Source organism: Caldichromatium japonicum (assembly GCF_011290485.1).
Taxonomy (GTDB): domain Bacteria; phylum Pseudomonadota; class Gammaproteobacteria; order Chromatiales; family Chromatiaceae; genus Thermochromatium; species Thermochromatium japonicum.
In genome coordinates this window covers 2,789,386-2,814,174 of record NZ_CP048029.1, presented here as the reverse complement: position 1 = coordinate 2,814,174, position 24,789 = coordinate 2,789,386, and the positions used below count along the sequence as shown (strand labels likewise).

Annotated in this window: 18 protein-coding genes and 1 pseudogene; 8 read left to right on the top strand and 11 right to left on the bottom strand. The window is 61.5% G+C overall.

Annotated features, from left to right (window positions below; translation table 11 throughout):
- Positions 1 to 182 precede the first annotated feature (182 nt).
- Positions 183 to 2,897 (top strand): Stf0 family sulfotransferase, encoded by a 2,715-nt coding sequence (locus tag GWK36_RS13715; protein ID WP_166271934.1) that lies wholly within the window; start codon positions 183 to 185, stop codon positions 2,895 to 2,897.
- Positions 2,898 to 2,974: 77 nt separating this feature from the next.
- Here GWK36_RS13715 and GWK36_RS13710 read toward each other — a convergent pair whose 3' ends face one another.
- Both GWK36_RS13710 and GWK36_RS13705 read right to left on the bottom strand, forming a co-directional pair.
- Positions 2,975 to 4,423 carry an autotransporter outer membrane beta-barrel domain-containing protein gene (locus GWK36_RS13710; RefSeq protein ID WP_166271932.1) on the bottom strand — a complete coding sequence of 483 codons (1,449 nt, stop codon included), beginning with the start codon at positions 4,421 to 4,423 and terminating at the stop codon, positions 2,975 to 2,977.
- A 2-nt stretch (positions 4,424 to 4,425) separates the two neighbouring features.
- The gene (locus GWK36_RS13705; protein ID WP_166271930.1) at positions 4,426 to 9,504 is read right to left on the bottom strand and encodes a glycosyltransferase; all 5,079 of its coding nucleotides are present in this window, start codon (positions 9,502 to 9,504) and stop codon (positions 4,426 to 4,428) included.
- Between the two features lie 219 nt (positions 9,505 to 9,723).
- On the opposite strand from GWK36_RS13705, the gene GWK36_RS13700 reads away from it, so the two are divergent.
- On the top strand, positions 9,724 to 10,080 hold the full coding sequence (locus GWK36_RS13700; protein WP_166271928.1) for an RCC1 domain-containing protein: 357 nt from the start codon (positions 9,724 to 9,726) through the stop codon (positions 10,078 to 10,080).
- 104 nt (positions 10,081 to 10,184) lie between these two features.
- On the top strand, positions 10,185 to 10,700 hold the full coding sequence (locus tag GWK36_RS13695) for an RCC1 domain-containing protein (protein WP_166271926.1): 516 nt from the start codon (positions 10,185 to 10,187) through the stop codon (positions 10,698 to 10,700).
- Here the strand turns inward: GWK36_RS13695 and GWK36_RS13690 are convergent.
- Positions 10,664 to 11,542 (bottom strand): annotated as a pseudogene (locus GWK36_RS13690) (IS630 family transposase); the annotation flags it as partial. The gene GWK36_RS13695 and the pseudogene GWK36_RS13690 sit on opposite strands and share 37 nt — an antisense overlap.
- A 165-nt stretch (positions 11,543 to 11,707) precedes the next feature.
- On the opposite strand from GWK36_RS13690, the gene GWK36_RS16190 reads away from it, so the two are divergent.
- The 4 genes from GWK36_RS16190 to GWK36_RS13675 all read left to right on the top strand — a co-directional run bounded on the left by GWK36_RS16190 (position 11,708) and on the right by GWK36_RS13675 (position 16,884).
- On the top strand, positions 11,708 to 11,887 hold the full coding sequence (locus tag GWK36_RS16190; RefSeq protein WP_210756791.1) for a helix-turn-helix domain-containing protein: 180 nt from the start codon (positions 11,708 to 11,710) through the stop codon (positions 11,885 to 11,887).
- 322 nt (positions 11,888 to 12,209) lie between these two features.
- Positions 12,210 to 12,530 (top strand): zinc ribbon domain-containing protein, encoded by a 321-nt coding sequence (locus GWK36_RS15125; RefSeq protein ID WP_210756790.1) that lies wholly within the window; start codon positions 12,210 to 12,212, stop codon positions 12,528 to 12,530.
- Between the two features lie 16 nt (positions 12,531 to 12,546).
- Positions 12,547 to 14,379, top strand: coding sequence for a glutamine--fructose-6-phosphate transaminase (isomerizing) (gene glmS, locus GWK36_RS13680; protein WP_166271921.1), 1,833 nt, complete (start codon positions 12,547 to 12,549; stop codon positions 14,377 to 14,379).
- Positions 14,380 to 14,508: 129 nt separating this feature from the next.
- Complete coding sequence (locus GWK36_RS13675; protein WP_166271919.1) at positions 14,509 to 16,884, top strand: DUF1631 domain-containing protein; 2,376 nt, start codon at positions 14,509 to 14,511, stop codon at positions 16,882 to 16,884.
- On the opposite strand, the gene GWK36_RS13670 is transcribed toward GWK36_RS13675, so the two are convergent.
- From GWK36_RS13670 to GWK36_RS13640, 8 genes are all read right to left on the bottom strand, one after another.
- Complete coding sequence (locus GWK36_RS13670) at positions 16,796 to 17,767, bottom strand: NAD-dependent epimerase/dehydratase family protein (RefSeq protein WP_166271917.1); 972 nt, start codon at positions 17,765 to 17,767, stop codon at positions 16,796 to 16,798. The two genes, GWK36_RS13675 and GWK36_RS13670, sit on opposite strands and share 89 nt — an antisense overlap.
- Complete coding sequence (locus GWK36_RS13665) at positions 17,764 to 18,753, bottom strand: glycosyltransferase family 2 protein (protein WP_166271915.1); 990 nt, start codon at positions 18,751 to 18,753, stop codon at positions 17,764 to 17,766. Before GWK36_RS13665 ends, GWK36_RS13670 begins: the two co-directional genes overlap by 4 nt.
- Complete coding sequence (locus tag GWK36_RS13660) at positions 18,750 to 20,795, bottom strand: glycosyltransferase (protein WP_246237591.1); 2,046 nt, start codon at positions 20,793 to 20,795, stop codon at positions 18,750 to 18,752. Before GWK36_RS13660 ends, GWK36_RS13665 begins: the two co-directional genes overlap by 4 nt.
- 111 nt (positions 20,796 to 20,906) lie before the next feature.
- On the bottom strand, positions 20,907 to 21,410 hold the full coding sequence (locus GWK36_RS13655) for a hypothetical protein (protein ID WP_166271913.1): 504 nt from the start codon (positions 21,408 to 21,410) through the stop codon (positions 20,907 to 20,909).
- 115 nt (positions 21,411 to 21,525) lie between these two features.
- Complete coding sequence (gene hypB, locus GWK36_RS13650) at positions 21,526 to 22,377, bottom strand: hydrogenase nickel incorporation protein HypB (protein ID WP_166271911.1); 852 nt, start codon at positions 22,375 to 22,377, stop codon at positions 21,526 to 21,528.
- Positions 22,378 to 22,548: 171 nt separating this feature from the next.
- The gene (locus GWK36_RS15120) at positions 22,549 to 22,755 is read right to left on the bottom strand and encodes an N-6 DNA methylase (RefSeq protein ID WP_210756789.1); all 207 of its coding nucleotides are present in this window, start codon (positions 22,753 to 22,755) and stop codon (positions 22,549 to 22,551) included.
- 309 nt (positions 22,756 to 23,064) lie between these two features.
- Positions 23,065 to 23,334 carry a type I restriction-modification system subunit M N-terminal domain-containing protein gene (locus tag GWK36_RS15115; RefSeq protein WP_210756788.1) on the bottom strand — a complete coding sequence of 90 codons (270 nt, stop codon included), beginning with the start codon at positions 23,332 to 23,334 and terminating at the stop codon, positions 23,065 to 23,067.
- 226 nt (positions 23,335 to 23,560) lie between these two features.
- Positions 23,561 to 23,905, bottom strand: a complete 345-nt coding sequence (locus tag GWK36_RS13640; RefSeq protein ID WP_166271909.1) for a phenylpyruvate tautomerase MIF-related protein — start codon at positions 23,903 to 23,905, stop codon at positions 23,561 to 23,563.
- A gap of 197 nt (positions 23,906 to 24,102) precedes the next feature.
- On the opposite strand from GWK36_RS13640, the gene GWK36_RS13635 reads away from it, so the two are divergent.
- Positions 24,103 to 24,720 (top strand): class I SAM-dependent methyltransferase, encoded by a 618-nt coding sequence (locus tag GWK36_RS13635; RefSeq protein ID WP_166271907.1) that lies wholly within the window; start codon positions 24,103 to 24,105, stop codon positions 24,718 to 24,720.
- Positions 24,721 to 24,789 lie beyond the last annotated feature (69 nt).

Below are 24,789 nucleotides of genomic sequence, written 5' to 3'. Positions count from 1 at the left end.
CCTCAGACGAGCGCCTCTGACCGAAATCTGTGCAGAAAGAGACTGCATCATTGCCCCACTCGCAAGCCGATGATCCCTCGCCCCTTGATCCATTAGTGGCCTTAAGGTTGGGATGGCCTTACCATGATCCAAGGATCGCCTAGCCATTGCATCAACCTGTTACTCATCCAGGCATCCCCCCCATGACCGCTGAGCCCCCTACCCCCTTCAAAGAGGCCCCCAGCCTTACAGACACCAACGGGTCACCAGCTGCTCACCCCACCAACGGCGATCTCCCTGCGGGGCTTGATTGGTGGCCCCAGCGTCTGGAGGCGATCGCGCGTCTTTCGGCCTGGTCTCAGGGTGGCCCGCCGCCCGAGGCCCCAGCAGAGCTCTTCCTCGAGGTCAGTAATGTCTGTGACCTCAAGTGCGCCATGTGCCCGACCTTCTCGGGTCTAAGCCCCAGCCGGCTATTCTCGATCAAGGAGCAAGAGCGCGGCTTCATCGACCTCGAGCGGCTATGGCCGAGCCTTGAGCCGATCCTGCCGCAGGTGATCAGCGTCCATTGTTTCGGCTACGGCGAACCGACCCTGCATCCGGATTTTATCGGGCTCATCAAGCAGCTGAGCACCTATCGGGTCCTGATCGATTTTTTCACGAACGGCATGCATCTCGATGAGCAGTTCTGCGAGCTCCTCGTGGAAAACTGGGTCTTTAGCGTCACCCTGAGCATCTCGGGGGTGAGCGCTGAGGCATATGAGTCGGTCTATCTCGGAGGACGGTTTGATCGGGTGCTTGCGGGCATCCGGCGGCTTACCGAGTATAAACGCGCGTTCAACCGGCGCTATCCGCGTATCGAGGTCAATTCGATTGCCTTTGAACACCAGGTCAGAGATCTTCCTCGGTTCGTTGACCTCATGGCCGACTGCGGGGTTGAGATCATTCATCTCAAGGCGCTTCAGACCTTTGAGACCACCAAGGAACTGGCCGGCCATCGGGCGATCTTCAGACCCTGGATCGATGCGCCGATCCTGGAAGAGGCCGAACGCCGGGCGCAGGCGCATGGGCTCATCCTCTCGACCGACCAATACCGCCAGACCGCAGTGGCCGATGAGTCCAGTTGGCGCGCGGCGCGCGGCGATGTCTCGGCGACCCTGCCGCTTGCTGAGCTCCCCAGCGCCGCCCGCCGACTTCAGCCGCACCGCCCGCCGCCTGGACATGCGACCGAGACCCGGCTCGATACCGGGCGGCTTGCGCCCGAGGCGCTAGAGACGGTCTTGGCCTTTGCCCCCTATCCCGGCCCTGAGCCCTTTTATTGTCTCGAGCCCTTCAAGACCCTCTATGTCCGACGCAGCGGTCATACCAAGCCCTGCTGCTTTGCCCATGACGCAGGGCCCTCAGTGGGTCAGCTCGGTGAGATCGATGCCAAGCAGCTTTGGCAGGGCCAACCATTTCAGTCGATCCGCACCGGGATCCTGGATCAAAGGTACCCGCAGGCCCTGTGCGCATACTGTCTGCGAGAGGGCTATGGGCCGCGCCAACAGAACCTCCCTGACCAATTGGCCCAGTACCGGGACTGGTTGGCGGCCTCTCAGGGTCTTCAGCTTTCGGTTTCCCTCCCCACCGAGAGACTGACGAATCGGCAGATCGTCGAACGTTGGCGCGCCAATGCACCTGAGGCCTACAGGGCCCTGCTGGCCGAGATCAGGCAACTGCACACCGAGCCCCCATCGGATCTCATCGAGGGTCATCTCGATGGGATCATCGACGGCACCCTGCACGGCTGGATCTGGTCGCCGCGCGCGCCAGACCTCCACCTGTGGGTTGAGGTGCGGGTCGATGGTCAACCTTGGCGGCGCCTGCGCGCTGATGCCTTCCGCGCTGACCTCGTCCAGGCCGGCAAGGGAGATGGCTACCACGCCTTTCAATTCGCGTCGAGGGAACTGCCGACATCCCGTTCCATCGCGGTCTATCTGGCCGATACCGATTGGCTGCTGGGACGTCTTCCGCTGCAAGGGGCCTGCGCCCAACCTCTCCCTGGACAGGTGCAGGGGCTGAGGGACGCTGCCCAGCAAGATCTTGGGGGAGCAGGACAAGCGCCCTTACCACTTAAGCCCTTGCCCTTTTTGCTTGACTATGAACCGGGGATCCATGAGCGCCTGATCCTGCGTCATTTTGCCCGCCCCCTTGGTGACCGCCCTGGGCCTCGACCGCCTGCCCTTGAAGAGCCCCCTGAGCTGGTGGTCGTGATCGCTTTCACCAATCGCAGCGGCTCAAACCTCCTAGCCAAATCACTTGCCGCTAGCGGCCTGATCAATCGCGCCGAGGAGGCCTTTACAGGCGAGCATCTCATCAAGACCTGTGAGCGTCTAGGGCTCCAGGATCTATCTGACTATCTTCTGCATCTGAAGACCGAGCTCGGTCCCAGGTTTGCGGTCAAACTGAGCTGGGATCAGCTCTTTTTCCTGTGGCGTATCGGGGTCATCCCCCACCACTGGCCGAGGGTCCGGTTTATCTGGATCGAACGCCAAGACCTTCTCGCCCAGGCGATGTCCTATCTGGTGGCTGAGCGCACCGGTTGTTGGTCGGGTGCCTATCCCCCTGATCTGCTAGAAAGGGTGTTGGCTGAGCTGACCCCAGTGGATCTCATCCGCAGGCTTGAGCTGCTGACCTTTGCCCAACGCCAATTGCACAGCCTGTTTGCGCTCTATGGGATCAGGCCTAGCCGGGTCATCTATGAAAGACTGGCCGCTGATCCCGAGTCCGAGGCGCGGCGGGTCTTGGGAGAGATCGGCCTGCTCCCGGCAGACTCGTCTTGGAGCTGGGACCCTACAGCCATTCAAAGCCGCCGCCAGCGCACCCCCAAGATCATGGCGCGATTGCAAGGATTGATCGCCGCCATCCGCGGTATGGATTGAGCTGGGGGTAGGCGCACCGGCCCCCTAGGGTACGCCCCTGCATACCCTAGGAGACCTCAGGCGACTGCGCGCGCCCCTTAAAACTCCATCCGCACCCCGCCAGTGATGCTGTAGTGCTCGATATCCTCGTAGCCCAAGAGCTTATTGATCGAGATAAATGCCGAACGGCCCTGGGCGAACTGACCGGCCAGACCAATTCCCAGGTCAAAATAATTGCGGTCTGGACTGGAGGTGGTGAGGGCCAGCGGTGTTGCGCTTAGGTCATTGACGAAGCGCGCGGCCAGCTGCTTTTGGTCTGCTGAGAACTCATGGACCCAATCGAGGCTCAGCTGCGGGACCCAAACGCCGACCCCTGAACTAAAGGCGCGGGCGATGGTAAATCCCAAACGCGAGGTGAAGGATTCATAGGTCTGCGAATCAAAGGCGAGCCCCATGCCTCCACCCGGTGCGCTCGGATCAGAGATGCGCTCGTGATAGGAATCTAGATGGTTGCGCAGATAGTTGAACTTTAGGCTCGGCATTAAGGTGAATGCCTGGACATCGAGGTTGTAACCGCCGCCGAGGCTGGCATAGAAGGTCCGGCCATCGGGGTCGGATATCGCCAGCTGTCTGACCTGGGTCCTCACCCCGTCGACCACAATGCTGTAATCGAGCCGGCGGGTCAGATCATAGTCATGGGTGTCATAGCCGAGCGAGCCCTCGATGAATGACCCATTGTCCCAGTAATAGGTCCCATAGAGCCCCAGGCCCCAGGTCGTGGTATCCATCCCGCCCTTGTTGAGCCAATAGCTGGTATCGGCCGAGGCGTAGTTTGCAAATAGACCCAGGATGAGATTGTCCTGGACCCGGTAATCCGCACCCAGGGTCAGGCGCAGGCCATCCTGATCATAGCCCGAGGTATAGCGGTTGCGATCCTGTTCGGTGTCGAGATATTTGAGATTAAAAAAGAGGCCGCCGCGACCCAGGTCAAGGTCCGCGCTCGCACCGCCGCCAGTGGCCTGGCGCAACATCTGAGCGGCCAATGATGTCACCGAGACCTGATCGCGGGCTGCTGAGCGCAGTCCCTCCAGTCGCATGGAGACCACACCCAACCCGGCGCTGACCTGCTGGACCGACTCGTTGCGCGGGGCCAAGACTTGATCTGGGGTCAGGACGCTCAGGGCCTGGGCGACCCCCGCAGGGTCTTGCGTCGCGCCCCTGAGCAAGAGATCGCAGTCGCTCTGGAAAACGGTTCCCACATTGGCACCGCTGTGGCAGGCGTGGAACAATGTCCCCGCCACCCCTTGGGTATTGGTATTGCTGGTCGAGGCCGCTGCCTGATCGAGGGCCGCGCCACTGGCAAGGACCGTGGATTCATCCGGCGCTGTGCTCGTTGCCAGCGGCGCTGCTGTATTACTGACAGCGGCGAACAATTGTCTACCTGGCACAAGCACTGCATCTGCGTTTGACTCCGTCCCCTGACCATAACAGGCCATCCCGAGGATGGCCGCACTGACCGCGGCCTGAGGTGCCTTGATCCGACTCATGGTTACTCTCCCCCCTGTGCTGATGAAAACGTGTCTGGCGGCTTGTTGCCCAAAAACGACAACCCCTCGATCCAGGTTTCGAGAGAATCCTCTAGCATCCAGCCGGACTCGACCCAGTGTCTAAGCCGCCTGCCTTCCTGACGGGCCGACTCTCGATCGGCTAGGCGTGCGCGCAGGGCCTCGATCCAGAGGTCGGGCTGATTGGGCAGGCGTTCGACTGGTGCCTCGCGATAGGGCTCGATATCGGTGCAGATCACCGGTAGACCGAGCGCGCCATATTCTAGGATCTTAAGCGGACTTTTGCAGCGGTTGAAATCATGCAACGCCAGGGGGGCGATTGCAACATCAAGCCCTAGCCGAGCGAGGGTCTTTGGATAATCGGCAAAATCGACCATCGGCAGGACCTGGGCGGCATAGGGCCTGAGTTCATCTGGACACATGCCGAAAAAACACCAATCGGCCTCCCTGGCCAGGGCCTCGACGACCGGCAGCAGCCACTCGAGATCACCCAGGTGCTGCCCCGCACCCGCCCAGCCGATCCGCGGCCGACACCCGAACTCTCGCATCGACTCGGCGAGATCGGCCAGGCCCTGCCAGCGTGTGCGGGTTAAACGATTCGGCACCACCCGGATATCCGCATGCCGGCTGCCATAAAACTCGGCAAGCAGCGGGGTGCTGACCAGCAGCCGGTCGCAGAGGCCAAGCGCGCGGGTTAAGCGGCGATCGAGATCTGGGTAATTGGTCTGCCTAAAGGGGTTCCAGGGGGGAAGATCAGTGATCAGGTCATCGAGGGTAAAGACCAGCCTGGCCCTGTTGTAATGCCGATACAGCTCAAGGGCCTGTAGGTGTCGGTCATGGAGTGCATTATGTAAAAGCAGGACATCCGGCTGCAGGCGTTCGAGCTCGACAACGCTCGGCGGGCGGATCCCGGGGTCTGGATCGATCCAAGTGACACAGGCCAGGCCATGGGTATGCAAGGCCGAGAGGGGATCGATCACCCGATAATGACCGCTGGCTGTCAGATCGCCTGGAAAACCAAGGAACCGCGGGAGAAGACAGCGCTCTGGATCCCAGCTGAGGCGGATCTCGGTCTCAGGTCGGGCATCGAAGCGACGCAGGCTCAAATGGGGATGATAGGCCGGATCGCGGGCAAGTTGCGGCAGCCAGCGCCCATAGAGCCGCGCGGTCTCTTCAGCGATCCTCAGATCCTTGAGCAGTCGTCGGCGATAACCCTGAAAACTGCCGGTTGCGCTTGCAAACAGGGTAGCATGCGGGGCCCAAAGGGCCCGATAGCCCAGTTGGCCTAGTCGCAACCCCAGATCGAGCAACCACCAGGCATTTGCAAAGTTTTCCTCGGCAAATCCACCTGCCTGGAGGAAGGCAGGCCGCCACAGCATAAATGCCTGATCCGAGACCGTCGCACAACGCTGGACACAGAGATGGCGATTGAGAGGGCCGCCGGTCTCAGCCAGGCTGTGACCGCGATGCACCTGGCCCAGGGCGCCGAGGGGCCAAAAGCCGAGGAGCGGATAGGCCTGGAGGATGCGCCCCTGTGGGTCCAGGAGACAGGGTCCGACCAAGGCGACCTCTGGCCGATCGATCAGGCCGAGTAGGATGGAGAGCGCCGAATTGGGCCGGGCGCGCAGGCCATCATGCATGACCAGCACCCGCTCCGATCGCAGGCGGCGGATGGCGCGGTTGAGCGAACGGGCGAGCGGACCCTCAGCGCCTTGCCAGCGGCAGTGAGGATCCGGCCATCGAGGGCGCCCAGCGCTCCCCTGGCGTTTGAAATCGAGGACTAGGACCTCTTTGGCATCGATGGACGGCTGGACCGACTGGATCAGGTCAGCAACCGCCTGGGTATCCCCGCAGGTGAGGATCACCAGCGCCGTCTGGTTTTTGGGGTTTCGGGGATAATCGACCCAATAGATCCCAGCGAACGAGGTCGGGCGAATCAGGGCGCGCAGAGCACGCCGTTTAAAGTGCGAGGCAATGACCTTGCTGATCGACTCAAAGTCAGGGGGCCGGTAAGGACGCCAATCGGCGCGATGATAAAGGACCTGCGGGATGTGCCCGATGGCTGCTTCGCCATAGGCATCGACGACCTTTAAACACAGATCAAGTTGGGCCACCTCAAGCGCTGGCGTCAGGCCAGCGCATGTCAAAAAGACCTCGCGTCTGATCAGACAGAGATCGCCGAGATAAGCCTGGGAGCGCAACAGATCCAGGTCAAAGTCTGGTTTAAAACACAGCTGATAACGCCGACCGTCCTCGGCGATCCGATCCTCATCGGTATAGATGAACTGCCAGTGTGGATGGCGGTTGCTCCAGTCGGCGATTAGATAAAGAGCAGAGGGGTGAAGCTGGTCACCAGCTTTCATCCAGCCGATCCAATCGCCTGTCTGTGCGGCGATCCAGCGATTGATCAGGCGCACCGCCGATTGTCTGGGGCTGAGCCGCAGCCAGGTGCAGGCGAGATCGCGCCCTGCCCTCTGGGAGGAGAATGTCTGGGAGGAGGATGGCTCAATGTAGGCCGCAGGCTGGGTCCCTTCCCTCCCCTCCGCGGAGGCAGAGACTGGAGGGCTGATGATCAGGATACGCAGCCTGCCTGCCCATCCCGTTCTGAGTGAGTCTAAGGTCCTGGCCAAGGCGTCAGGATCCTCCTCGACCTCCAGGATGACCAGCAACAGGTCTAGACCGGCGCTTGTCTGTCTTTGCAGACCACAGGGCGATTCCTCACCCCCCACAAGCACAATCCAGCGCCGCTCTTCGCCTGAGCCATAGGCGGCAGGAGACAGGGAAGGGACCGACGTTTTGGCGAGCGGACCCTTGCGCAGGTGCCCCTCTCGCCTGATCCACCACCCCGGCATGAAGGATTCGGGCAGGGCGGCTGACATCTCAACGATGGCCCCCTGCTCCTCCAGCTCAGCGATCACCCTCTCCAAGGGGACGCTTGGCCGTCCCGCCACTTCCCCCAGCAACTGCTCATACAAGGCGGCATAGTCCTGCCGGTTTTCATCGAGCCGCCTGTAGCGCTGTTGACGCAAAGAGGCGCGGACCTGCTGCACCAATTCAGGTATGGCGATGAGCTCCTCGATGCGCGCCGCCAAGGCCTTGGCGCTGGGTTCATCGACCAAGAACCCTGTGATCCCATCGGCAATTCGCTCGGGGATGGCGCCGACCGCAAAGGTCAAGACCGGCACCCCGAGTGCCTGAAGCTCGGCGATCGTCAAACAAAAGGTCTCCTCATAGACCGAGGGGACCAGGGCGAGATCCACCTCAGCGACGAGACGCCTGAGGTCCTGATGCCGATAGACCCCCCTGAGCCCCACACCTGCTGCCACCAGGGCGTCCTTATAGACCGGCTCAACGCCGCCAAAGTGCAGGACCTCTAGATCCCGCCGCCGTTGAAGGAGCGCCAGGGTCTCCAGCAGGCGCTCAGCGCCCTTACGGCGGGTCAGATTGGCAAAGACACCGATTCGAAAACGCTGGGCGCGTTTGGGCGGCAGGGGCGATCCCAGATCAGGCAGGCCATGGGGGATGAACCGCACCTTGGACGCCAGCGCCTCGCCATAGGCGCGGATAAAGCGCTGCAAGACAAAACGCGAGGGGGCGATGATCGCATCGGCGGCCTCGAAGATCGCCAACAGCCCTTGGCGACGCGCGTGCAGGAAGGGACGCCATTCATCCTCATCGATCGAAGCCTGTTGTCTCAAGCAATCCAGACACCCTGGGTCGTCGGGATCAACGCATGGCCTGCCGCAGGGCTCGCCTTTGGGCCGGAGCATGTCAAATACAGGACAGAATAAGAAATAATCATGCAAGCTTAAGACCACCGCCGCCCCTAGACGGCGCGCGATCACCGGAAGCTCCAGGCTCCCCCAGCCCAGGAGATGCTGAAAATGGACCAGCTTGATCGCACCGCCGGCGATCAGCCGGGCAAGGCTTGACTCGACGGCCGGGTTGCGCAGGCTCATGACCTGACCAAACAGCCGCGGCCCCCCCTCGATCAGGGCGCGTTGATAGGCCAATACCCGCAGGCGTCCATCCTCCTCGATACACTGAAGATCGCGATAGGGGTCGGTCTCGTCGGGAAAGACCAGGGTCATCCGATACTCGTCGGCCAGACCCTCCATGAGCGCGCGCGAATGCAGCTCGGTGCCGCCTAGGCTGTGATAGGCATGGATGACGTAGAGGACATGGGGCGCGCGGTCGCCGCGGGCCTCTGCCAGGCCGGTTAGGATCCGTTCTTGGACATCGCGCAACGGATTGAGCTGACAAAAGCGGCGGATCAGGTGATGATAAAAGGGCCAGCGGCTCAAGAGGACCGCCTCGTTGCGCTGCTTGATCTCGGTCATGCCTAAGACGGCGCCGAAGCTTTGTTCGCTCTGGTGATAAACGAATGCCTCATCGCAACAGGCCACCGCAAATCCCGCCTCCCAGGCACGCAATGAATAGTCGCATTCCTCGCCATAGCCGCGGTGATAGGCGCGATGCAAAAGGCCGAGACGATCGATCACCGCTCGCCGGATCAACATACAAAAGCCCACCGCTACCGGCAGACGCGGGTAGCGGCGGGCACTGTGTGCGGCGATCAGGGCTGCGAAACGGTCGACCGTCAGCCCATCGGGGATGGGATTATCCCCATTCATCAGAGGGACCGAGAGGATGGTCGCATTGTTTGAAAGCGGACAGACGATGCCGATTTGCGGGTCGCTTGCGGCGCACTCGACCAATCGCTCGACCCAGCTGGGGGTTACCAGGGTATCTGAGTTTAGGACGATGACATCACCCTGGGCCGTTGCCAGCCCCCGGTTGACATTGCCGACAAAGCCCAGGTTTTCATCCGCCCGCTCCAGCCTAACCCGCGGCTCCTTGAGTTCCAACTCATCGAGCCAAGCCAAGAGGCGCAGATCGGTGCTGGCATCATCGAGGATGCGGATGGGGCAATCGATCGGCGTATAGCGCAGCACGCTGTGCACACAGCGTTTGACCGACTCATAGGCGTTGAAGACCGGGATTAGGATCTCGGGGGATAGAGACTGAGGAGGTGCCATCTGCATCTGGATACCGATGTTCAAGGGGGCGTCCTGTCATCTAGAAACGGTGTGATAAACGCAGGGCATCACCAGCCCCCGCTGATCGCATCTTGCTTCCGGCGCGGTAGCCGGTAAGGACTGGACTATATTTACAAGTGCCTTCCTCATTAGCCGTAGGGGTTAGAGCTGATATCAGCCTCCATCTTATCCCGCCTGTTATGCATAGGCATGCTGCTCACTGGTCTAGAGCTGGGGTCGGCCGTGTCTGAGGCCGTTACCCCCCAGCTTGCGGCCGGTGAGAAACACTCGGTGGCGCCCCATAGCGATGGGACGGTGTATGCCTGGGGCGATAACACCTTTGGTCAGCTCGGCACTGGTCAGTCAGGGGCAGGTCTATTCAGCGGCCTGCCGGTTCGGGTCAAGGGTCTGACCGATGTCGTCGCGATCGCTGCCCGGGCCAATCATACATTGGCCTTGCGCGCCGACGGTACGGTTTGGGGCTGGGGTCAAAATGAGTGGGGTGTACTCGGTGACGGGACCCAAAACCGATCGTCCCCTACCTGTTCAAGTGATGAATCTAACGGGTGTGGCGGCGATTGCGACCGGTCAGTTTCATAGCCTGGCGGTGCGCTCGGATGGGACGCTTTAGGTATGGGGCCTAGGTGACTATGGGCGCTTTGGCAATGGGCGCAAGGGCTGGGGGGGAGTGGTCGGGGGTCCCCGTGCAGGTCAGCCGTTTATCCAATGTCACCGCCGCCGCGGCCGACTATGCGGAAAGCTTTGCGATCACCAGCGACGGTCAGCTATGGGTCTGGGGCAATAACAGGGAGGGGCAGCTTGGTCTCGGTGCCGCTACGGATATCGAGACTGTGCCGGTCAAGGTGACCGCTTTAAGTGAGTTTAGGGTCAAAGGGATCAATGCCAATGAATGGCATGTCGTGGCCTATACCGAAGACGGCAGCCTGTGGGCCTGGGGCCGCAACAATGACTATGGTCAACTCGGCAATGGCAGCCTCCTGCCCAGCGCTGCACCGGTGCGGGTCACCATCGGTCCTCCTGAGTACCAGGCAACTGCCGTGCGCTTAGGCAGCCTGCATAGACTGGCGCAACTGGCTGATGGACAACTCGCCTTGTGGGGCAACAACTGGTATGGCCAGCTTGGGGATAAGCGATCTATTGATCCGAAACCAATGAACTTGTATTACGTGGCATCATGGAGCTTGGGATGCTGGAAGTAGCGCATGATGCGTTGGGGGGAATTGAGAAGGCGGCGCAGGTGGCTGACGGTCGCCTTCTTCAGATCGCCCTTGGCGCGGGAGGGCGCCTGCGCGGTGATGGTGGCCTTGAGCATCTCGTTGGGGTTCAGTGCTGGGCTGTAGGAGGGGAGGGAGGAGGCCTCGATTTGATTGGCGCATGCAGCCAGCCAGGCCTTGACCGGCTTGGTGTGATGCACGCGCAGGTTGTCGAGGATGAGGAAGATCTTCTTGCCCCTGGCGTCCTTGACGAGCCGCTTCATGAAGTCGATCAGGATGTCGGCGTTCATCGCCCCCGCGAACGCCTTCCGACGCACCTTGCCGCGGTTGGTCAGCGTCGAGATCACCGACAGGCCTTCGCGACGGTGCGTGACGCGAATCTCGGGCGTCTTGATCGCCGGCGCATAAGAGCGCCCGCGCACCTCGTCCGAGCGCAGCCCCGTTTCATCGCCCCAGTGGATTTCGGCGCCCTCGGCCTTGGCGCGCCGGGCAATGTCCGGGTAGGTCTCCTCAAGCCACGTCTTGCCCGCCGGCGGGCTTTGCTCATAGGCGCGCCGAATCGGTTTCTGGGGCGTCAATCCCCAGCGCGCCAAGTACTTGCCTTCCCCCTGCGGCCTGAGCTCGATGCCAAAACGGTCGAGGATCAACTGCCGCACCGCCTGCCGGCTCCACAGCGCAAACGGCAGCTTCAGCTCATCCGGTGTCCCGTCGCACATGAGCTTGCGTATCTGGGCGTCCTGCTCCGCCAACAGCGCCCGCTTCTCACCCACCTTTCCTTGAGCCCTTGGGCCCCTTCGCGCGCCGCAAACGACAGCAATCTCATGTCTCGTCTTTCCATGCCCACGACATCAGGACAGCTCACTCAATTTCAAAAGCATGTGTTTCTTATCAATAAGAAAGGGGGTGAGTCATGAGTGATCATGATTGAATCTGATTAGCTCATGAATCTAGCGAAATTGTTTGGCGTTCGACAGAACACCAACGAGTAAGCCATGCAACTGACCCACAAAATCGCCCTTTGTCTGACGCCTGAGCAGGCGGTTTACTTCACCTGCGCCTGCGGTACGGGGCGGTGTGTCTGGAATTGGGCGCTTGCCGAGTGGAAATGGCAAGACTCTTGGTGCGACCGTTTCGCGTACTGCGGATCGCAGGTTCGTCGCCATTCAGGTTGAAGTGGTCGATGCTGCGTTCTATCGCAGGCGCATGAAACGACTGGTGTTGACCTGGGCGTTGAGGCGGCGGCCAGGCTTTCCAATGGCGAGTCTGTTGAATCTCCTCTGCGCTTCGTTGTCTCAGGATTCGAGGCAGACGCCTTTCCTGCAAGGTTGAGGCGGCCAAGGTCGGGGCTGGGTTTGCGCCAAGGGCCGGACTGGCAAAAGGCACAAGGCTTCCGATCTTGAAGAATCGAAGGAAATCCTCTGCGATGTTGGCAAGGCTGCACGCACGCATTGCCAATGTCCGAGCGGCCTTAAGGCGAAACGCTACGGCGTCTGGTTGGTTTTAGCTGATCGCTGGGATCCGAGCAGCCGCCTGTGTTCGGTCTGTGGTTGGGAGAATGAGATGTTGGCGTTGAAGGATCGGGAATGGACGTGTCCTCAATGCGGCACGCGCCATGATCGGGACATCAATGCCGCGCTCAATCTCAAACGGCTGGCAACCGCAACTGCCCTACCCGTGGCGAGTCCGTCCGGTAACGGCGGAGCTACAGCAGAGAGGGTCTCTGCCGTAGTCGGGAAAGTCACGCCTGTCAGAGACGAATGCGCTCCGCATTCGGGGCAGGAAGAGCACAGTGCGCCTGTTTGCGCACTTTCTTGAGAGCAGTGAGTGTTTCATGTGTGGGATCGTTGGTGCCATCGCCCAGCGACCGGTTGCGGCCATCCTCTTAGAGGGTCTGCGTCGGCTGGAGTATCGCGGCTATGACTCGGCGGGGATCGCCGTGCTCGATGAAGGGGGCCAACTCAATCGCCTGCGGGTGCTCGGCAAGGTGGCGCGTCTGGCCGAGGCGCTCGCCGCTGAGCCCTTGCCGGGGACCCTGGGGATCGCCCATACCCGCTGGGCGACCCATGGTGAGCCTGCAGTGCATAACGCCCATCCGCATATCAGCGCCGAGCGCTGCGCCCTGGTCCATAATGGGGTCATCGAGAACCATGAGGCATTAAGGGCCAGGCTGAGCGCCGAGGGGCATATCTTTACCTCAGACACCGACACCGAGGTCGTCGTCCATGCCATCTATGCCGAGCTTGCGCGCGGTTTGCCCCTGGTCGATGCGGTTCGCGCCGCCGTCCAAGGGCTGCGCGGTGCCTATGCCCTCGGGGTGATCGATGCCCAGGACCCTAATCACCTGGTGGCGGCGCGGTATGGCAGCCCGCTGGTCATCGGGCTGGGATTTGGCGAGTCTTTCATCGCCTCCGATGTCTGTGCGCTTCTGCCGGTCACCAATCGTTTTATCTTCCTGGAGGACGGAGACCTTGCGGAACTGAGCCGGGAGGCTATATGGATCTGGGACCGCAGCGGCCAGTTGGTCGAACGCCCGATGAAGACCTCGTTGCTTTCGGTCGAGACGATCGAACGCGGCCCTTATCGGCATTACATGCAAAAGGAGATCTTTGAACAGCCCCACGCCATCGCCGAGACCCTAGAGGGGCGTTTGAGCGGCGAACGGGTCCCGCTCGAGGTCTTTGGTCATCGGGCAGCAGCCCTGTTCCCTCAGATTCGTTCGGTACGCATCATCGCCTGCGGGACGAGCTATCACGCGGGTCTGGTTGCGCGCTATTGGCTCGAATCGCTCGCGGGTCTGCCCTGTCAGGTCGAGGTGGCGAGCGAATATCGCTATCGTCGTGCCGTGGTCCCCGAGGGGACCCTGTTCGTTGCCATCTCACAGTCGGGCGAGACCGCAGACACACTTGCTGCCTTGCACCAGGCCAAGAACGCAGGCTATGCAGCGACACTCGCCATCTGCAATGTCCCGGAAAGCTCCTTGGTGCGCGAATCCGACCTGGTCTTTTTGACCCATGCCGGGCCGGAGATCGGCGTGGCCTCGACCAAGGCATTCACCACCCAGTTGGTGGCCTTGTTGCTTCTAACCATCGCCCTCGGTCGCTGTCGGGGCCTGAGCGCTGAGGAGGAGAGACGTCTGGTCGGTTTGCTGCGACAACTGCCCGGCGAGGTCGAGGAGGTCTTGAGGCTCGATGCGACCGTTGCTGCCCTCGCCGAGCGCTTTGCTGATAAGCATCACACCCTATTTTTGGGTCGCGGTGAGCATTATCCGATCGCCCTGGAGGGAGCGCTCAAGCTTAAGGAGATCTCCTATATCCATGCCGAGGCCTATCCGGCCGGCGAACTCAAGCATGGTCCCTTGGCCCTGATTGACGAGGAGATGCCGGTGATAGCGGTCGCGCCTAACAACGGACTGCTAGAGAAGCTTAAATCAAACCTCGAAGAGGTGCGCGCCCGCGGCGGCCAGCTTATAGTCTTTGCCGATCAACGGGTTCACCTGGCCCAAAACAACGGGGTCACGGTGGTGGGTGTGCCGGCCACCAATGAGCTGGTTGACCCCTTGCTCTTTACCATTCCCCTCCAGCTTCTAGCCTATCATGTAGCTGTGCTCAAGGGGACCGATGTCGATCAGCCGCGCAACCTGGCCAAGTCGGTGACGGTCGAGTAAGCAGCCCGGAGCAGGGATGAATCTCGGACACTACGGTCAGAATTTGCCTATACCTATACTCAAGAGTTCGTAGGGGCATCGATCAATACAACAAACGGCTACCAATCTGCTGAATTTAAGCAGGCGTATATGGGTAAATCGCAAGACTCAAATGTCATCCAGTTGATAAACCCAGACAGGGATCAAGGCCCCGATACCTCTACCGATGGCCTGAGACTGTTGCGTACATGCAGGGATTATCTGATTGATGCCTTGCTGGCGGCCTTCACGCGGCAGGTGGGGCGGGCCAATGAGGAGCTCCTGGCGATGATGGATCAGCCGATCGATCAGACCCAGAGCCAGCTTTGTTTCGATGCGAGGGCGTTCTTGTCCAATCGCAGCCCTGCCATGTTGCAGCGCTTCCGCGAGACCTATATCGAGACCTTCGATCAGGCGGTCACCCGCCTTAGATCACAAGAGGCGCGTCCGGCAGCCGTCCTGACAGGCGAGCTGAGCCTGGTCGATGACTCGGACTTCGAGCTGGACCTGGCGCTGACCAAGCTGACGACGCGGTCTGCCTATCATTGCGCTCAATCGATGGTGGCGCTCGATCGGCGCGTAGCTGTCCTCCTGAATCTGCCGCGTCTCGCCCAAGAGGACAACCCCTTTTATCCCATGATGATCTACCGGGCCCTGTTGCAGGCACTCACCGATCTCGGTGTCGTGCGTGACCTGGCGATCTTCATATTGCAGGTCTTCGAGCACCAGGTGGTCGCGGACTTGCCGGCGATCTATGCCGAGATCAACCGCCAATTGGTCGAATCCGGCATCCTACCCCAGATTCCACTGAGCGGTGTCCAAGCCAAGGGAGAAGCAGGTGCGCCGGGCGTTTCGGTCACCGGGCCAGCGAGTGCGGTGCAGGCCGGTTTGGGGGCAGGGGGCATCCCCACAGGGGGGGGGGCTGTCGGTACCCAGACAGGCGATGTCTTCGAAGAGCTCTGGCATTCCTGGCGGCGGTTGGCAGCGGCACCTGCCGCAAGCAGCCTGCCGCCGGTCGTGGGCGCCGCCCTGCCGCTGGCACCGGGTGTTCCCGCCGTTCCGCTCGTTCCTCCTACCCAGGCAGCGCCTCCAACCCTTCCCCGCGATCAGCTTTTCCAGACCCTGGGTAATCTGCAACGGGGTGCGCTCGACCCCAGCGCCTGGCCTACGCTCGGGGCAGTGCCGCTCGATCCGTCTGCTGTCAATGTTGTGGCCCAATTGCGCGCTTCCCCCGAGTTGCGCCAAACCTCGGCGCTCGACAGCATGGTCATCGATATCGTGGCTATGCTCTTCGATGCGGTCTTCAAGGACCCGGAGCTGCCCGATGCCGTGCGGGCCGAGATCGCCAAGCTGCAGATCCCCATCCTCAAGGTTGCCCTGCTCGACAAAACCTTCTTTTCAGACCGCAAGCATCCCGCGCGTCGTTTGCTCGATGTTTTAGCCGAGTCCTATCTCGGGCGTGGCGAGCAAGAGATGCAGTCTTTGCTCGCCAAGATCCGTGCGGTCGTCAAGGCGGTGCTTGATGACTTTGAATCAGACATCGGGGTCTTTTCCGCCCAGGTCGAGCAGTTTGAAGGCTTCTTAGCCGAGGAGGAGTCCAAGACCAAGGCTGCATCTGCTGCCCTGCTCGCTGATCTCGCACGGCGCGAGCGCCAAGGGCTCGCGGAGCAGCGGGTTTCGTCCGAGATCCAAAGGCGTATTCAGCGACCAGGCATCCCCGATTTGATCAGCGATTTTCTCCAACGCGGCTGGTCCTGGGTCTTGAGCGACACCTTTATCAACCAAAGCGACGACTCGCCTGAATGGAGACAGGCGCTTCAACTCATGGATGACCTGATCTGGAGCATCACACCCAAGACCAATACTGCAGAGCGCGAGCGCCTCATCGTCATGCTACCCAACCTGATCCAGGGTCTGCGTTCGGCTCTGGCCCGCTTGGGGCTGGAGAAGGAATGGGGTGAGTTTTTCAGCAACCTAATTCAATGCCATGTTGCCGCTATCCGCGGCGAATCCGCCAGCGAGCATCCGGAGACAGGGGTATCCAACCGCCTGCCACCGCGCCCCGAGCCGATCACCACCTCCGTGACCTCTGAGCGCGATAAGGAACCGCTGACTGCGCAGCGCGACAAGGAGGCCACTCAGACGACGACCAGCCACCATCTGAAGCTTGTCCAGTCCTTGCAGCCGGGTGCCTGGATCGAGTTTCAGACCGAGCGCGGGACACGCAAGACCTTGCGTCTGAGCTGGGTCAGCGATTTCAAGGGTGTCTTTTTGTTTACCAATCGCCAGGGTGAAAACGCCATAACCCTGGCTGCGGCCAGCCTAGCCGAGCATCTACGCAAGGGGAGTGCCCGTCTGCTCAGTCAAAACCCGCTCACCGATCGCGCAGTAGCGCGGATCATGGAGCAGATGCAGGCCCAAACCCCCTCACCAAGCGCCGGATCTCAGACTCAAGATCCCAGCGGGCCGCAAAGCCCAGGGCCCTAAGCCCCTCATCCTTATACCAGGCGTCTTGGGTCAGTTTGGCGAGCGCCTCGCGTGTCAAGGGCATGCGGCGCTTGAGCACGCGTTCGGCGAAGGTGCCGGCCTCAGCGGCAAGTCGTAGGGCCCACCCTGGCAGGGTCCAGGAGGGCAGGGGGCGCCCCAGGGCCCGCAGGGTCTGCTCATAGATCCAGCGGGTCGAATAGGCCTGGCCATCGGTCGCGACATAGACCTGCCCGCCGGTTGCCGGATGGCTGGCGAGCAAGAGCAGGGCACTGATCGCATCCTCGACATGGATCGCCGAGCGCCGCTGGGCCAGGCGCGGCCAAGGCGGAAAACGTCCAGCGGCAATCGCCCGCACCAGGCGCTCCAGATTGCCGGTACCATCCAACCCATAGACCATCGGCAGGCGCAATACGCTTGCCTTGATCCCGCGTTGTTCGCCAAAGGCCAAGATCTGCTGCTCGGCGGCGCGTTTAGCGCGGCCATAGAGGGTGTCATGGGTGTCTGCCCTGACCGAACTCACATAGACCAGACGCTCGATCGGGGCAGCGGTGAGCGCCCCGAGCAGATGGGTGGTCCCCTCGGCACTCACCTGCCAATGACCCGGGGCGCCGTACAGATCGGGCTCATGGGGGCCGGGGTGGTGACTGGCCAGGTGCAAGACCGTGTGGATGCCGTTGCCCAAGCCGACCAGACTGCTGGGATCGGTCAGGTCGCCGCGATGGAACCTGACCGCATCGCCGGGCCACAGGGCCTGCGCCCGCTCGGGCGCGCGGGTCAGGACGGTCACCCCGAGCCCCTGGGCAATCAGGGTCCCAACGAGGCGCTGCCCCACCTGACCCGTCGCGCCGGTCACCAGGACCGGGCTGAGCGCCTCAGGGTTCATGGCGTATCCTGGCCGGATGCGCTGCCGTTCACGGGGACAGACGCCCTCTCTATCGGCCTCTCGTAGCAAGGGTAGCGGCTGCCTCTCGTACTCTGGGACTTCAGCCTGCGCCAGGCGATCTGCCCTGCCTTGAGCGCCAGATGCGCCCAGATCCCCGCTGTCACCAGGGCGCGCAAGGCTGCCGGATAGCGGTGGGCCTGATGGGTACGAAAGAAACGCAGCATGCCGCGATGTTTGTGATATTCGACTGCTAGCGGCTGAGCGTTACTACAGGAGCCCTTGTGATGGATCACTGCGACCTGGGACGCAAAGAGGATCGACCAGCCCGCCTGACGGATGCGCACAAACCAATCCAGGTCCTCGCAATGGAGAAAATAGCCTTCATCCAGCGGGCCCACTGTCTCTAGGACACGCCGCCTGATCAGCATGAAGGCCCCCGAGATCGCCTCGACCGCGACCGGGCCATCCGGCAGGGGCTGATGGCGCTGGTCCAGGGTCTGTCCCGGGAGGCCGAGCAGCCGGTCCAGGCCCAAAAGATGCCTGAGCGCCTTGCCCGGATCGGGGATGGCGCGCCGGCAGGCCACCTGCTCGCGTCCATCCGGATCGCGCACCAGACAGCCGATCAAGCCGGCCTGTGGCCAGGCGTCGAACAGCGGCAGCAGGCATGCCAGGGTATCGGTCGCGATCAGACAATCGGGATTGAGCAGCAAGAGGTACTCGGCACGCGCCAGCGGGAGGGCGCGGTTATTGGCTGCAGCGAAACCGAGATTGGCGCCGTTTTCCAGGATCTTGAGGCGCGGATCTGCGCCATAGCGCGCCCGCACCTGGTCGAGGCTTTTATCCCTTGAGCCATTGTCGCTGATGATGACCTCCACCGGCACGCTGGATGCGAGGGCCGCGCCCACCGACTCGGCCAAGAGATCTGCGGCGTTGTAATTGACCAGGATGATGCTGACGAGGGGGTTGGGATCTGGGTGGGCACTCATCCTGCCGTCTCCAGGGCCAGGGCTGAACGCAGGGTGCGTTCGGCGGCATCAAAGCTAAAATGACGCTCCATAACCTCGATCCCCGCTTGGGACAGGCGCTCCCAGAGGGCGTCGTCCTGATACAGCCGGATCACCGCTTCGGCCAGACCTTCGGGGGTATCGGCGATCAGGACGGATTCGCCATTTACGAGGTGCATCCCCTCGACCGCGACCGAGGTCGCCACCACCGGTACCCCATAGGCCAGGCTCTGATTGATCTTGCCCTTGACCCCTGCCCCATAGCGCAAGGGCGCGACCGAGAGCCGGCAATTGGCAAAAAAGGGTGCGACATCCGGCACATGGCCGAGGAGCTCGACTCCATCGCCAGCGCGGGTGAGTATCTCCGGTGGCGGATCGGCACCGATGACCTGGAAGCGCACCTCGGGGAGATAGCGCCGCACGATGGGCATCACCTGGTCGCAGAAGAAGCAGACGGCATCACGGTTAGGCGGGTGGGAAAAGGCGCCGATAAACAACAGATCGCGCCGTGCCGCCGGCGGATTGGCTGAACCGAAGATCCGATGGATGTTGGAGACGACCTGCACGGGGACATCGGGGGCCTCAGCAGCCAAGATCGCACGTTCGGCCTCGCTGACCACCCAGGTCAGATCGGCCTGACGCATCAGGGCCAGCTCCTGACGCTTGCGCGCCTCGGCCAATAGACGCATACCGCGATCGCCAAGCAGGGTTGCTAGCCTGGATTCGCGCAGGAAATGCAGGTCAACGGTATCAAAGATGATCCTTGCTCCAACGCAATAACGGCGAGCCGCCTCTATTGTCTGGCTGGCGGCATCGGCGCGGCTCAGGATCACTAGGCGGTAACGCGCCCCCTGTTTGGCAAGGTGATCAGCGAGCGAGCGCACATAGGGTCGGTATAGAACCTCGCATCCCTGACGCTGGAGTTCGGCGACATAGGGTTGCGGCGCCTCCAGATTCGCGGCGGCAAAGGTCACCTGATAGCCGAGCCTCTGGAGGATCAAAAAGAGATTGAGCATGCGTAGGGAGCCCGATTCCCGATCCGGGGTGATCATGTAGTTATCGACCACCAGCACACGCAGCCTCTGAGCAGGTATTGACAGGCTCGGACGGTACAGCGGCAAGGGGTAGGACAAGGGAGTCGGGTCGAGCGGTACCTGCCGATCCTCGGTCCTGAACCAGACCACACGCGACAAGGGCTGGCAATAGACCCGATGTCCCTGCTCCCAAACACGTTGCGCCAAATAGATTGCAAGGGTCTCAGGCGTTGTAGCTTCGGGCGCAAATCCGCCGATCTGATGGAATAGGTCGGCGCGGATGGCAAGCGCCGTCAGAGAACAAGCGGCGACAGGACGGCGGTAGTTGCAGGCTGGATGCTCAGGGTCGGCCAAATGGCCGAGTGGATGCGGGATACCCTGCGCGTCAATGCGCCAGCCCAACCCGTGCTGGCGCCCATCAGGATAGAGCAGACGGCTGCCGATGATCCCAGCATCCGCGGTCTCGGCGAAGGTCTGGACCAAGGTGTCTAACCACCCGGGCTGTACCTGGGTATCGTCGCTTAGAAACGCGATCAAGGCGCTGCGGGTCCGCTGTGCGGCTTGATTTAGACGCTGGGGCAAGGTAGTGCCTGGTGCAGATTGGATCAGGCGCACACCTGGATAACGGCGAAGCCGCCATGCCCGGTCATCGTCTAGATCGGCCGCTAGGATGACCTCGAACGGGGTGCGGGTCTCCATATGGACGAGCGCGGCCAAACAATGATGGATGCTCCGCAAGGAGCGCTGCACTGGGATAATCACCGAGATCGAGGGTGCGGCGGCATCCGGGAAGACAATGGGGGTGAAGGGTTCGGCCAAACGCAGCAAGGTCGGTGGACCCTTGGCGGCGAGCGCCTGGTTGGACAGGCGCCGGTGCAACTTGCGCATCAGGACCCGCGCCCCCTCGGTGCGCAGCACGTGCAGCATCCGCGGGAAGTAGCGGACGAGGTTCTCGAATAGGCTCAGGGCAGGCGCACGCGCGATGTTCATCGGAGCAAGTTGCTCGTGGCGTTCGGCGCGTTAGGAGGAGTTGGGAGAGCTGACTTCAGACATCGTGCCCAGGGCGGCCCGGGCCTTGAGCAGCGCCGGGCCCGAACAGCTTTAATACTGATTCATCGGGCGAAAACCCGGCATGCTCGGCCATTCGGGAGACTGCTGACCCTGATGTCCCTGATATTGACCTTGGGGCATCGGCGGTTGTAGCTGCTGACGCGATTCGAGCTGTTCGACACGTCTCTTGAGCGTCTCGATCTCCTTGGGATCGACCCGATTAGGATTGGAGGATTGGGGTTGGGCCGGCGTCGGGGCTGCGCCATAGCCCGGGGTGATACCATAGCCCACTGGCGGAACGCCAAACCCTGGCCAACTGTAGGGCGCGCCGTAGAACCCAGGATAGCCATAAGGCCCATAGGGGCCGCCCCAGGGTCCGCCATACCAGTCATCGTAATAGCGGTCATAGCGATCCCCGCCGCCGAACCAGCGGCTCGGGTTCATCATATTGCCGAAATCGAAGGCCAGGGCTGTTGAGACCTCACCCAGGCCGACGACACAGAGGCTGAAGCTCAGGGCGGACAACTTGAACTTGCGGACAATGGACGCTGACATAACTCCTCCACAATGGTGATCCTGGTATACTCGGTGATGGTTTGGCTCAAGGGCAGTTCCATGCCATATACCCCGGCAGCGCTTTTGCCGGGGGATCTGAGCTGTAGGGCGAGTCTTAGACATGTCCATGGAGATGTGCTGGTCCATGTGTATGACCAGGGGCGGCGCCATGGCCCTCTGCCCGCGGTTCGCCTGGCTCTTGCTGGGTCGAGCGGATGGTGCGTCCCTCGCGTAGGCGGTCGCGCTGCGCCTGCAGCTCGGTCCGCAGCCATTCCAGCCAAGGTGCCAGGGTCGCAGGTTGGCGCGCCGAGACCTTGAGGAAGGGCAGGTTGCCGGCAAGCGCTTGCAGATGCCGTTGCGCACGCTGCGGATCGAACTCAGGCATCAGCGGCAAGAGGTCCGCCTTGGTACAGAGTACCAGATCGGAGGCCCGAAACATGACCGGATATTTAGCGGGTTTGTCGTCGCCCTCGGGTACCGACAGCAGGGTCACATTGCGATGCTGGCCCAAATCGAAGCTCGCAGGACAGACCAGATTACCGACGTTTTCGATAAACAGTAGGTCGATCCCCTGGAGGTCCAGCCGATGCAGGGCGCGATGGACCAATGGGGCATCGAGATGACAGGCGCTGCCCGTGGTGATCTGGACCGCCGGCACCCCCTTGGCGCGGATGCGCGCGGCATCGTTTTCGGTTTCGAGGTCCCCCTCGATCACCGCGATCCCCAGGTCCCCTTTAAGCGCCTCGATCGTCGCCTCGAGCAGGCTAGTCTTGCCCGCGCCCGGCGAGGACATGAGATTGATGGCAAGCACACCGCAGGCATCCAGATGCGCGCGGTTATGCGCGGCTTGCGCATCGTTTGCCGCCAGTATCCCCTGTATGACCGCTATCCCCACTCGCTCGCCATGATCGGCATGGATAGCTCGGTCCTGATCCATCGTCTGTCCGCAACCGCACGTCGTGCACATGATTTACCTCTAGATTTGTAGCCTCTAGATTTGTAGCAATGAGCGCTCCCTGCCTTGTCGAAAACTCTCATCTTGGCCTCAATGGTTTGAGGGTGCAAGCCTGTCTTTGAAGGCGTGAAGCGCGCAATACACACTCTATGAGCCGCTCTGTCAGACTTACTCAATTCCTCCTCAATTCCTCCTCACAGATACGCAGCTGACCTCCTGATGCTTGGCGATGGTGCGCACCGCGATCGTGGTGCCCACGGCCGGCGTCCTTATCGCCATGTTGACTTCGCTCTTGCCGACGACGGTGACGCGTGCGAGCAGCTCCGAGACTTCCTGTGGGGTGAAAAACTCGCCGCCGGATTTGCCCGCGGTGGAGGCATACATCGTCATCAAGTATTCGTAGGTGTCGCCGAAGAGATCTTGGAGAGCGGCAGGTCGCCGATGGTATCCAGCAGCTTGACCAGCTTTTCGTTACCAGCTTTTCGTTGCGCTTGGCCATGGTGGGACCCAATTTCAAACTGTTCACGTCGAGGTCGTCGAATAGGCCCTTGATGTTGTCCTCGCTGGCGGTGCCGGTGGCCGAGCCTTCGATGTTGGCAAAGATGCGGGCCAGCGTTTTATTCAGGTTGGGGTCGTGCCGGGCGCGCTAGCGCACGTTGGCAAACAGCTCCGAAGGCAGGATGTAGAACCCTTTCTCCTTTACCGTCTCGGCGCGGCCGGATTCGGCCTGGGCATCCCGGATTCGGCCTGGGCATCGGAGAGTTGGGCGTAGTCGAAATCCTGGCTGCCAGCCTTGCGTTCCTGCTCGTTGAGGTAGTGGGTGATGTTTTCCGAGATGAAGCGGTAAAAGAGGATGCCCAGCACGTAGGATTTGAAGTCCCAGCCGTCCACGCGGCGACGCAGGTCGTTGGCGATGCGCCAGATGGTTTTGTGCAGTTCGGCGCGTTTGGATACTTTGGTGTCGTTCATTATGTCACTCTTCAATCACTTTTGTTCTGCGATCTTTGTGCCGCCTCGCTTCGCTCGTGACGGCATCCCGCTACGCGGGACTGCCCTCCGGGCGTCCTTCGCTTACGGCTTGTGCCGACAAGGACAGCAGCAGCGGATGATCCGGTGCGGCCTCGAACCCGAAACAGCGAATAGTAGCCGCCCATCTCGGCATAGATGCGCTGCGCGCGTGTCATAAGGGTTCTTCTCAAAAGGTCCCTTTATTCCAGCCAAACATCTGGCGCGGGGGGTTAGCAAACTCGATATAGACCCGGTTGGCAGGGATCGCAAGCCGCGCCTCCAGCCATTCGCACAGCCGTCGGGAGAGCTCAGAGGTCTGGGTCTCGGCAAGCCCTAGGCTTTTCAGCTCGAGATAGGCCGCAGGTGCAGCGGTACCGGCAAAGAGCAAATTGCGCCCAGGCTCCAGGATCAGCATGACATAGGACTCGGGTTTCCCCAGGAGCTCGGCGAGCCGTTGGGAGAGCTCGGCCATCACTAAAGGGTGATCCTCGGCAGCGATCTCGACGTTAGTCAACAGACGCAAGGTCGGCATCGGGCGATTTCTCCGTTGTTTTATGGTGGGCAGGGTGCGCGCTGCGCATCCTTGGGGCGACGAGCAACCGGCTTGGTGCCTGTGCGTACGCAATGTCCAGACAGGTCTGCGAGATGACGGGTCTTGCGCGATTCCCCAGGCGCATGCCCCGCCCTTGAGATAGCATTAGGCACCTTAAGCATTTTAGGACACACCCGATGCAAGACCCCAGCGCCGCCCTTCAACGGGCCTATGAGACCCTTGCTGCGACCTATGAGGCCAACCGCGGTCAATTCGATCTATCGGCGATTCTCGCCGATCTCATCGCCCGTCTGCCCGAGCGCGGCAGGCTGCTCGACCTCGGCTGCGGGACGGGTGAGCCGGTGGCGCGCGCCTTCCTCGATCGCAATTGGTCGGTGGTGGGGGTGGATTTCTGTGCCGCGATGCTCGAACTCGCCGCCCGCCATTGTCCCGAGATGGAGCGTATCCAGGCCGATATGCGCAGCCTTGACTTCGCGCCCGGCCAGTTCGATGCCATTACTCTGGTCTATAGCCTGTTTCATGTGCCGTGGCCTGAGCATCCGGCGCTCTTTGCGCGCTTCTATGACTGGCTCAAGCCCAATGGTCTGCTCCTGTTCACCTATGCCACCGCCGACTATACGGATCAGGAGCGCTTTGCGGGGTTCAAGACCTTCATGGATCAAGAGTTGCCTTATAGCCACACGACCCCTGCCGGACTGTTCGATCAGCTGTCAGATGCCGGCTTTGCCATCGAAAAGGCTGAGACGCATGACATCGGCGGCGAGCGTTTCCTCTGGGTGCTGGCCCGCGCCTGATCCAGGGAGGGCGGGTCTCTCATCTGCACGGGGCAGTAGGGTATGCGCTGCGTCCCCTACGCCTTAGGG